Genomic DNA, 8,769 nt, shown 5'->3' with positions numbered 1-8,769 from the left:
AGAAGGCTTCGCATGTGCCAATGGAAACAGTGGAAACGGGTACGAACCCGCATCCGCGAACTCCGGGCGCTTGGCATGCCCGATTGGATGGTCTTCATGATGGCCAATTCTAGACGAGGTCCTTGGGAAATGTCCCGAACCATAAACAACGCCCTTCCAACTTCCTATTGGGAAGCAAAAGGGCTGAAAAGTTTGCTTTCTCGTTATCTGGAACTTTGTCAACCTTTTGGAAACGCCTAGTGCGGACCCGCATGCTAGGTGTTGTGAGAGGACGGGGGTTAGCCGCCCCCTCCTACTCGATCCCCAGAACATAAACAACGCCCTTTCCTCCTCCCACCGGGAAGGGCAAGAGCCGAAAAGTTCGATCCCGCTAAGCAACAACCACCTCGAGTCCCTTTTGCCGGAGTTTAACGAGGTCCTCTTCGGCTACGCCGGAGTCTGTAGCTACCCGAAGACCGAGATTCAGAAGTGCATCATTCACCAAATCCGCAATTCGACGCGCTAAGTGTCCTACAAGGACCTCAAAAAAGTAACGGCGGACCTAAAGCCCATTTACAAAGCTGCGACGGAAGAAATGGCACTTGTGGAACTGGATCGCTTCGAAGAGACATGGGGAGCCAATAGCTATGTCTATATTCGATTATACCCAACCGCCACCGGAACCAGCTGATTTCTCCCATACAACATATCTAAATCCGACGTGACGTTTAGATGTTCCTGTTGTTACAAAATCATCGTAAAAAACATCATCTTCCCAAACTTCGAAACTTCTTTGGTAATATTTATCATAGGCATCAATTACAGTAATTTTATTATCTTTGGTAACATTTTGCGAATATGTTGCTGTTGTAGTCCATGTTTGTGTTACATTATATCCAACCGCTGCAGTAATGATTTGCGCATTGACCGAAACACTCACGTTGTATGAATTGGCAACTGCTACTGCTTGCGAAAGAGTCAACGTTCCATTTGTGGCACCCGACTCCTCTACAGACGCAACAACATATGAGCCATACGTTACATATTCCGGACCTACATTCTTAATATAGTATTCGTTCCCTCCTATTTCCAAGGGATGAACAGTTTCACCTGCAGATGGATCATTCTCATAAACATAATCTACGTCAACAACTTTTACAAGAACTGCATCTTTCGAAGGTTTCCTGAGACCGTTCTTTTTGATAAAATCTTCAGGGTCCGTAGGTACAAATTCCTTCTTCACGACACTTTTGGGTTGTATAGGGTGATCTAGATCCGGCTTTTGTGCTCCCGCAACCCCTGCGACAGTAAAAGAACAGAATAAAGCGAATGATATTGCCAATGCTTGCAACTTTTTACTTCTCACTATACTAGCCTCCTCACATTTTTTTGGATATTGGCCAATTTCCGTTAATATGGTACCATAATTGCTTATATTTGGAAATAAGCAAAACGGAATTCTTTATAAATTTTAGCATATCTTTATAATCAGTAAGCACCGCTTAATACTTATTCAATTGGAATCAAATGTAAACTCATAACAAAAGAATTTGAAAATGGGTGAAAACATATGAACCTTTTTAAAACTGTAGCTTTCCTTTTTATCATCTTAGGTATCATCAATATCCTTTTCCCGAAATTCTTCTGGTACTTACAGTATGGATGGCAGTATAAAGGTACCGAGCCAAGCCAAGTTGCACTTATCATCATCAGAAGCGGAGGCGTCATCGCCGTTATCGTAGGCTTCTACTTTCTTTAGTCGATTGCTTGGAATCAACGTACGTCAAAGTCCTTTGACCGGTCCTCGCCGGGGAGGAGCGGGTTTTTTCTTTTAAATTGTCCCGTCCGTTCATAGTGGCCAGCTAAGCAACTAAAAACAACCTACAATGTATTTTAAGGAAAATAACACCATTAGTCGCAATTCAGGTATATTGGACGAGATTCGGGTTGCATCTTGTAATCCATGCATTTATGATTCGTACTATTGTTTTCAGGTAGATGGTCATAAATATCGGTATAGTGCTTTTTTCATTTCATACGAAATTTATGTTTAATAAAGTGGGAAAAAAGAAGGATTTATCGTGATCATTGGCGAAATATGTTACTCCGCGTATTTAAGGCATGAATCGCGAAGCAAGGAGAGTCGAAATGGACGGCTTGGACGTTTTGGCCTTTATTTTCTTTTCGGCACTCGAGTGGCTGGCCTTGATCGTACTCACGTTTGCCATTTTCAAATTTCCGTTGCGCGGCTATTGGGGCCGGCTTTTGTTTTCTGCTTTAATGCTATCGTTCCTATCCTATCTGATTTTGGTAACATTGAATTTGGCTTTGTATGGATCGTTCATTCAACTGCCCATCGTATTCATTTATTTCTGGCAATTATTTCGGATTCCGGTTTTCTATGCGGGGCTGATGGTCGTTAATGGTTACGTGTTGTACACGTTGCTTCAGGCCGCGATCCTTTTCGTATTTCAAAATGCCGGAATTATGGTAATGCCTAACGTTCCAACAGCATTTGTCGTCCAAACGATAACCGCCTGCGTTGCCTTCTTCATGGCTTGGTTATTGGTTCGAAAGAACATGGGCTTTACGTTTGTGCCCGATACGGATCGTGCCAAGGTGAAATGGACCAAGCTCAATATTCGACTACTTGTTATGAGCATTTTAGGATATGCCGCTCTCTCCATGTTTAACTTTTTATATTTTAAAGGATACACCCCGTTGCTTATTCTGATTCTTGGTGCTGTCGTTTTTGGGTTTCTTCAGTATTTGGTGTTCAAAAGGGAGTATTACGAAAATGGTTGAAGCGATAGCCGAGAGTTTGGCAGCAAAAATCAAAAGGGCTAATCAGGAACAAACAGCAAGTATTGCTGTAATGAAATTTGCGATTATTATTGTCCTTAATTTCACGATTCCGGTTGTCACTTCGCTAGCATTCGGTGCATTCACAGGGAAATGGTTCGAGACCATTACGGCGACTGGCTTTTTCGTTTTGCTTCGTATGGTATCAGGCGGGTACCATTTGGAGACACCGATCCCATGTATGCTGCTGACCTTCGCGGTTATGGCCGTTCCACCACACTTGACTTTTCCCGAACCATGGACCTTGATTTTAACAGCGGTTGCCTTTGTCCTTGTGACACTGCTAGCTCCCGCCAATATGAAAGGCTATAACACGATACCTGAAAGGTACTATCCTTTGCTGAAATTTGCTTCAATGCTGGTTGTTTCTAGCAATTTCCTGTTTCATTCGCAAACGGCGGCCATTGTGCTGGCAATTCAAGGGATGACCTTATTGTTCCACAACAAGGAGGTGAACCAATCATGAGGAAAATGGCAGCCAAATTACTGTCTAACGTGTTGAATGGAATTGCTGTTTTTTTTGTGAAAACTGCTTCTCCCATGCTTTACCGTCCCGAGATCCCTGAAGAACTGAAAAAGTAACCCACTCGACATCAAGGGCTGTCATACGGGTCATTTCATCGGGCAGCCCTTGTCTGCCGGTTTTGGAGTTGAATGGATGTGCGTTTCCCGGTGACAAGAGACCCCGGCAATTTTTCGGAGGTTATCGAACTCGATTTGAGAGATGTCGACTATATTGAAACGCATCAGACGGGCTTTGTCGTGTTTCACACCAAGGATGAAGTTTTTTATCCCGTAGTTCCTAAATTATCCATTCTGGAAAAACATCTTGAAGACCTGGGCTTTCTCCGTTTGGATCGAACGAATCTGAGCAACATCGAGAAGATCCGGTATTACGATGAAGAGCGATCGCTCGTTTTTTTTAACGACAAGATTTCAAAATCAAGCAAATTTACCACCGTATCATCCAGTATGAAAAAAATGCTAAAAAATCGCCTTGCCCGCAAGAGCGGCAGAAACGGGAATCATTGAACTGCCCCGGGATGGAGACGGTTAGCCGACATTAGAAATGGAAATCTGCCTGATCCAAGGGTGGATTTTTTGTTTATGCACATGCTGTATGCATGGAATATAGGAAAACATCCGGTTCTTAGGATGGCGCTGTAAATTGAAAAAAACCAGGATAGTCGCACGTTCCCTCCCTGATAGCACTTCGCCAGCGTCATAGGAGCATAGGTGTCTACTAAAAAACACCATCAGCCTTGAAAGCTTCCATACTTCTATGTCACAATAATATAGGGATTCACCGTTTTGCGCAGCGATTTGGTGTTACCGCTTACATATTGCGCATCTTTTTTCCTGCGAAACCGGTCGCATCTAATTTAACGAAGGAAGTGACGTTTATCATGAGAACGATCAAACTGGGAACCAGCACGCTTGAAGTCCCTGTTATAGCGGTCGGCTGCATGCGGATTAATTCGCTGAGTAAATCCGAGGCGGAGCGTTTTGTGCGAACGGCGCTGGACGAAGGGGCGAATTTCTTCGATCATGCCGATATTTACGGCGGCGGGGCCTGCGAGGAAATCTTTGCCGACGCGATTCAGATGAACGATGACGTTCGCGAGAAGATCATCCTTCAATCCAAGTGCGGCATTCGCAAGGGCAGCTTCGATTTTTCCAAGGAGCATATTCTGGCGTCCGTGGACGGCATCCTGAAGCGGCTGAAGACCGACTATCTCGATGTGCTGCTCCTGCACCGTCCCGATGCGCTGGTTGAGCCCGAAGAGGTGGCCGAAGCGTTCGACACTCTGCAAAGCTCGGGGAAAGTACGCCATTTTGGCGTATCCAACCAAAAACCGATGCAGATCGAACTGTTGAAAAAGTACGTCAAGCAGCCGATCGTTGCCAACCAGCTGCAACTCAGCATTACCAACGCCACGATGATTTCCAACGGCATTAACGTCAATATGGAGAACGATTCCGCGATCGACCGCGACGGAAGCATCCTCGACTATTGCCGTCTGCACGACATCACGATTCAGCCTTGGTCGCCGTTCCAATACGGATTTTTTGAAGGGGTATTTCTCGGCAACGACAAGTTCCCCGAACTGAATCAGAAAATCGACGAAATCGCCGCCAAATACAACGTGACCAACACGACGATCGCGATCGCGTGGCTGCTGCGCCATCCGGCCCGCATGCAGCCGGTGATCGGCACGATGAATATTGAACGGTTGAAAGATTGCTGCAAGGCCGCCGACGTTCATCTGACCCGCGAAGAATGGTACGAAATTTACCGTGCGGCAGGCAACGTGTTGCCGTAAGGGAGAAAAGCGGTACGAAAAAAGCCGACCATGTGAGGTCGGCTTCTTAAATGAAATCGAAGTGGGGTAAAGTATAGGTTTGACTACATCCTATTCAACAGATTTGTGAGGTTTGATATTGGTTTGATATTCGTTGATAAAGTCCTCGTATGGCTGCAAGTAATCATCAATAGAGCCTTTTTTCGCAATAAGAACCAACAAAACAGCCATAATGTAGATGATGCTTTGATAAAGTAATTGAAGAAGTATTTGTGAATCCCAAAAAATGATATGTCTAACGGCCGCAGCTAGCCAAATACCAAAAAGTCCTCCCGTAAGCAAGCGGATTGGCGTTGTCGATTCCCGCCATTTAATCGTTTGCGTCAACCAATCTAAGGTTGCCGGTAAAGGAAGGAGATAGATCAATACAGCAGGTTCTTTTATTTCAAATAATAAACTCAAAATCAAATAAAGTAGCATCATGCTGTATTGGCCAGTGCAACGAGTGCATAGAACAATTTTTTTCCCGAATAACGATACCTGTAGTGTCCTATTCAACTGGCAATAAGGATGATGAGAAAAAAATATGTACCAAAAACTCGGTCTCTGCTCTCTGCTAACCATAAATTATAGATGATGCATGGGTCTTGGAGCCGAAAGATGTGTTGTGCCGCAGATGGGGCATCTCTTCGATTTAAACGGGTAGTAAAGCAGATAAAAGAGTCCGCATAGAAAAATGAAGACAAGCCAATTGAATTTTTTAGTAGGTTCTACATTTCGATTGCATAGTTCACAATACCTAATTTCAGCCATGCATTATTCCCCTTTTGTTCATTAGATACATACATTATTCGAGATTTAATTCCATATTTCTCCTTATATCAACATTGATGCGCTGAATTTTTAGGTATTTGTTACTACATTTTTGTTGGTTTTTGTAGTACTTAGATCCTCTCTATTTCTCCGCGCTGAAAGCCTCCGCGCACCACGCGATCCGATCTTTTTCCCCCCTGGTCCTTATCATCTTCCCCTTACGGGAATGAAACATCCCATATAGAATGAACGTGGACATAAACAGGGGAGGGTTACATCCATGAAAAAACGCTTCATACTCGCCTTAGCGATAGCGGTCTGCGTGTCTCTGCTGGCTGGTTGCGGCGGCGGACAATCTGCAGACAACGACGCGTCCGGCGGCAAACAGGAAAAAATAACGCTGACGCTTTGGAACAACTGGTCCGGCCAAGATGCCAAAGCGGTCGCGATGAGAAAAATCCTGGATGATTTTAAAGCGCAGCACCCTGAAATCGACCTTCAGGTGGAAGCGCTTGCGACCGATGGGTTGAAAACGCGCCTGCGCACGGCGGCTGCCGCAAATGAAATGCCGGACCTGTTCGTTATGTGGCCGGGCGCCATGACCAAGGAATTCGTAAACGGCGATCTTCTGCAGCCGATTGACGACTTCCTGAACAGCAAGCCGGAATGGAAAAACAACTTTATTCCAAACGCGTTGGACGATTTTACGGTAGACGGCAAAACGTACTCGGTTCCGATGAACCTGGCGCCTAGCTCCCTAATTTATTACAACCAGGCGATCTTCGATCAATACGGCGTAAAGGTTCCTAAGACCTGGGACGAGCTGCTGCAAGCCATCGATACCTTCAAACGGAACAACGTCATTCCGATCGCGCTTGGAAACAAAGCGAACTGGGTTGTCCAATCCACGACCTTCAGCACCATCGCCGACCGCGTAACCGGTACGGAATGGTTCCTGAAAGCCGTTGCGCAAGACGGGGCGAAATTTACGGATCCGGAATTCATTAAGGCTCTTACCTATATGCAAGAATTGGGCAAAGCCGGCGCTTATCAAGACGGCTACAACAGCATCGACGAAAACCAAATGATCCAGCTCTATACGCAAGGCAAAGCGGCGATGTTCATCGATGGCGGCTGGGCCGTGGCAAGCTTGGTGAACACTGCTTCGGCGGACCTTTTGAGGAACACGCATATTACGATTCTGCCTCCGATCGAAGGCGGAAAAGGCGAGCCCCAAACGACCGCCGGCGTTGTCGGTACGGGTCTGGGCGTCAACAAGAAACTGACGGGTGCGAAGAAAGAAGCGGCATTGGAGCTGTTCTATGCGCTGGCCGGACCCGACGGCCAAAGAGCGACGCTGGACAGCAGCACGCTGGTTAGCTACAAAATCGACGTCGATAAAACCAAAGCTCATCCGCTGTTCGTCGAGCTGACCGAGCTGATGAAGAACGTGAAGATCGTGCCGGTTTACGACTCCAAGCTTAGCTCCGCGGCAGTCGAAGTGATCAACAACGGCCTTCAAGATCTGCTCATGGGCGGCAAACCGGAAGACATTGCCAAGAGAGTTCAGGACGCTCAAGCCGGCGCAGTCGGTAAGTAAGCGCAAGCGGTTCCCGAAACAGCCCTCCTTCCAGGAGGGCTGATTACGTCAAGGAAGTGATCGAATTGAATGCATCCCGCGTACGCCGGTTTATTGCGGCAGCTTTGCTGCCTTCGGTAATCCTCTACGCTTTGTTCGTGTTCGTGCCGGTCATTTGGTCGGCCTACTACAGTTTTTTTAATTGGTCGGGCATCGGCGAGGCCAAATATATCGGATTTCAAAACTATGCCGAATTGATCCGCGATTCGGTCTTTTGGCATTCGCTCAAAAACAATGTCATCTTCGTCCTCGCTTCCATATTGGGCCAAGTGCCGATCGCATTGGTGCTGGCGATTCTGCTGCACAAGAGCAACGCGCTGCAGCGGTTCATGCGCGCTTCGATCTTTATGCCGATGGTCCTGTCTTCCGTGGTCATCGGGATGATCTGGCAGTATATTTACCACCCGCAAATCGGGATTTTGAATTTCCTGCTGGACGCTTTGGGACTTGGCTCTTGGAAGATGCAGTGGCTGTCCGATCCGGACATCTCGATCTATGCGCTGCTGCCTCCGCTCATCTGGAACTTCGTCGGGCTGTACCTCATCATCTTCATTTCCGCGCTGCAAAACATCCCGAGCGAAATCCACGACGCGGCCAAGATCGATGGCGTATCCGGCGCCAGAAAGCTGTTTACGATCACCCTGCCGATGATCTGGGGCACCATTCAGGTGGCGATCATCCTCTGCATTTCCGGCAGCTTGAAATCGTTCGACCTCGTCTACGTCATGACCAAAGGCGGTCCCGCCCATGCGACCGAACTGCTGGCGACTTATATGTACAATTCCACGTTCTCGACTTACCGCTACGGATACGGCAGCGCCATTTCAACGGCCATCGTCCTGATCAGCCTGCTGTTCATCGGCACCAGCCAGTGGCTGACCCGAAGAAAAGCGGATTAGTCGGAAAGGAGCCATTCCTGTAATGAATGAATTCGAGGTTTGAATGAAAAAAGTACCTTCTGTATACTGGGGAACGTTCCGACCAAAGAACAAATCCCAGCGCAGGAGGCACTCTACAATGAAGTATAAACACGCCAGGAAACAGAATCAACGAATTCAACAAATTACCGAATCAACTCTTGTTGTCGGGGCCGACATTGCCAAGAAAACACATGTCGCCAGAGCCGTCGATTTCCGCGGAATCGAGCTCGGTAAAGACTGCGTGTTCGGCAAT

The 8,769-nt window shown here is 46.8% G+C and carries 10 protein-coding genes and 3 pseudogenes; 11 read left to right on the top strand and 2 right to left on the bottom strand.

Going from position 1 to position 8,769, the window contains the following annotated elements:
* Both F560_RS25350 and F560_RS26375 read left to right on the top strand, forming a co-directional pair.
* A pseudogene (locus F560_RS25350) lies at positions 1 to 240 on the top strand (group II intron reverse transcriptase/maturase); the annotation flags it as partial.
* 205 nt (positions 241 to 445) lie between these two features.
* Positions 446 to 616: pseudogene (locus tag F560_RS26375) on the top strand (transposase); the annotation flags it as partial.
* A gap of 24 nt (positions 617 to 640) precedes the next feature.
* Here F560_RS26375 and F560_RS25800 read toward each other — a convergent pair.
* The gene (locus F560_RS25800; protein ID WP_156829091.1) at positions 641 to 1,345 is read right to left on the bottom strand and encodes a hypothetical protein; all 705 of its coding nucleotides are present in this window, start codon (positions 1,343 to 1,345) and stop codon (positions 641 to 643) included.
* A 204-nt stretch (positions 1,346 to 1,549) separates the two neighbouring features.
* On the opposite strand from F560_RS25800, the gene F560_RS26670 reads away from it, so the two are divergent.
* The 6 genes from F560_RS26670 (at position 1,550) to F560_RS0121475 (ending at position 5,165) form a co-directional block, all read left to right on the top strand.
* Positions 1,550 to 1,738: a DUF6199 family natural product biosynthesis protein gene (locus F560_RS26670; protein ID WP_019007780.1), complete on the top strand. Its 189-nt coding sequence runs from the start codon at positions 1,550 to 1,552 to the stop codon at positions 1,736 to 1,738.
* Between the two features lie 389 nt (positions 1,739 to 2,127).
* Positions 2,128 to 2,784 carry a hypothetical protein gene (locus F560_RS0121495; protein ID WP_019007779.1) on the top strand — a complete coding sequence of 219 codons (657 nt, stop codon included), beginning with the start codon at positions 2,128 to 2,130 and terminating at the stop codon, positions 2,782 to 2,784.
* On the top strand, positions 2,777 to 3,307 hold the full coding sequence (locus tag F560_RS0121490; RefSeq protein WP_019007778.1) for an accessory gene regulator ArgB-like protein: 531 nt from the start codon (positions 2,777 to 2,779) through the stop codon (positions 3,305 to 3,307). Before F560_RS0121495 ends, F560_RS0121490 begins: the two co-directional genes overlap by 8 nt.
* Positions 3,304 to 3,423, top strand: a complete 120-nt coding sequence (locus tag F560_RS0121485; RefSeq protein WP_019007777.1) for a cyclic lactone autoinducer peptide — start codon at positions 3,304 to 3,306, stop codon at positions 3,421 to 3,423. Before F560_RS0121490 ends, F560_RS0121485 begins: the two co-directional genes overlap by 4 nt.
* Positions 3,424 to 3,501: 78 nt before the next feature.
* Positions 3,502 to 3,873 (top strand): LytTR family transcriptional regulator DNA-binding domain-containing protein, encoded by a 372-nt coding sequence (locus tag F560_RS0121480; RefSeq protein WP_020621302.1) that lies wholly within the window; start codon positions 3,502 to 3,504, stop codon positions 3,871 to 3,873.
* Between the two features lie 374 nt (positions 3,874 to 4,247).
* Entirely contained in the window at positions 4,248 to 5,165 is a 918-nt protein-coding gene (locus F560_RS0121475) for an aldo/keto reductase (RefSeq protein WP_019007775.1), read from the top strand.
* A gap of 90 nt (positions 5,166 to 5,255) precedes the next feature.
* Here the strand turns inward: F560_RS0121475 and F560_RS25340 are convergent, their stop codons facing one another.
* Positions 5,256 to 5,768: a DUF2085 domain-containing protein gene (locus tag F560_RS25340; protein ID WP_083932174.1), complete on the bottom strand. Its 513-nt coding sequence runs from the start codon at positions 5,766 to 5,768 to the stop codon at positions 5,256 to 5,258.
* 469 nt (positions 5,769 to 6,237) lie between these two features.
* On the opposite strand from F560_RS25340, the gene F560_RS0121465 reads away from it, so the two are divergent.
* The 3 genes and pseudogenes from F560_RS0121465 to F560_RS25795 form a co-directional block, all read left to right on the top strand.
* Positions 6,238 to 7,557, top strand: coding sequence for an extracellular solute-binding protein (locus tag F560_RS0121465; protein WP_019007773.1), 1,320 nt, complete (start codon positions 6,238 to 6,240; stop codon positions 7,555 to 7,557).
* 65 nt (positions 7,558 to 7,622) lie between these two features.
* Positions 7,623 to 8,495: a carbohydrate ABC transporter permease gene (locus F560_RS0121460; RefSeq protein ID WP_026298461.1), complete on the top strand. Its 873-nt coding sequence runs from the start codon at positions 7,623 to 7,625 to the stop codon at positions 8,493 to 8,495.
* 118 nt (positions 8,496 to 8,613) lie between these two features.
* Positions 8,614 to 8,769: pseudogene (locus tag F560_RS25795) on the top strand (IS110 family transposase); the annotation flags it as partial.

The organism is Cohnella laeviribosi DSM 21336 (assembly GCF_000378425.1).
Classification (GTDB): Bacteria; Bacillota; Bacilli; order Paenibacillales; family Paenibacillaceae; genus Cohnella; species Cohnella laeviribosi.
The sequence above is the reverse complement of the archived record's forward strand: the minus strand, read 5'-3'. Positions and strand labels throughout refer to the sequence as shown.